The sequence below is a fragment of the Bacteroidota bacterium genome (assembly GCA_039821555.1).
In the GTDB taxonomy this organism is placed as follows: domain Bacteria; phylum Bacteroidota; class Rhodothermia; order Rhodothermales; family Rubricoccaceae; genus JBCBEX01.
This window is the reverse complement of record JBCBNX010000062.1, coordinates 1-741: the sequence shown is the minus strand read 5'-3', so window position 1 is coordinate 741 and position 741 is coordinate 1. Positions and strand designations below refer to the sequence as shown.

Annotated in this window: 1 rRNA gene; it reads right to left on the bottom strand. The window is 48.3% G+C overall.

Annotation, left to right across the window (positions count from 1 at the left end):
- Positions 1 to 741 (bottom strand): 23S ribosomal RNA (locus tag AAFU51_18845); the annotation flags it as partial.

Genomic DNA, 741 nt, shown 5'->3' with positions numbered 1-741 from the left:
AGCCCAGGAGCATGAGATTATAGCCTCAGGACCTTCGTGTTCCTTTGTTCGTCATGTAAGAGGAGTCCGTCCCAGATAAACTTGAGACCTAGCAGAGAGACTGTAAGTCATCAATCAAAGTCACTGACAGATAGCTGAGCCAGGCAATAAGAGCAGCTCAAAAAGATGAGACGGTGCTTTGGTAAGAGAGGCTAGGGGCAAGTAAAGGTTTGTAGGGTCTTCTTGTCTAACTGAGAGCAGGCCTGCATTTGCACAGGCAGTGAGAGTTCATCAATGGGAGGCTTGAGACAGTTGGGCAGTCGTTACATCATTCATGCGGGACACTAATTAGGTGCCAAGGAGTTTCGCTACCTTAGAACACTTATAGTTAGTGCTGCCGTTGATCCAGAGCTTGAGGAGAGGCCTAAGCATAGACAAAGGCTTGTTAGCACTGGACACTGGGCAGATGTCAGACACTATGTATGCTCAGCAGAAGCTAGGTAGCAGGGTCTTATGTTTTTGATAAACAGTCGCTGCTCGAGGAAAGCTTGCTTAATAGACAGCAAGAGCTAGCTGCACGAAGAAGCTAAGGAAGAGTTGCCGAGTTCCTTGAGACTCCTTAGATCGCTTGAGAGCGTAGGCAAACCTGTGTCAGATTCTGTACAGGCATTGAAGCGGAAGGACTTCCAGGAGTTAGAGGGCAGTCAAGGCTAAGAGAGCAAAGAAGAAGCAAGAGCATCGCCAGAGGCTAGGGCCATTAAC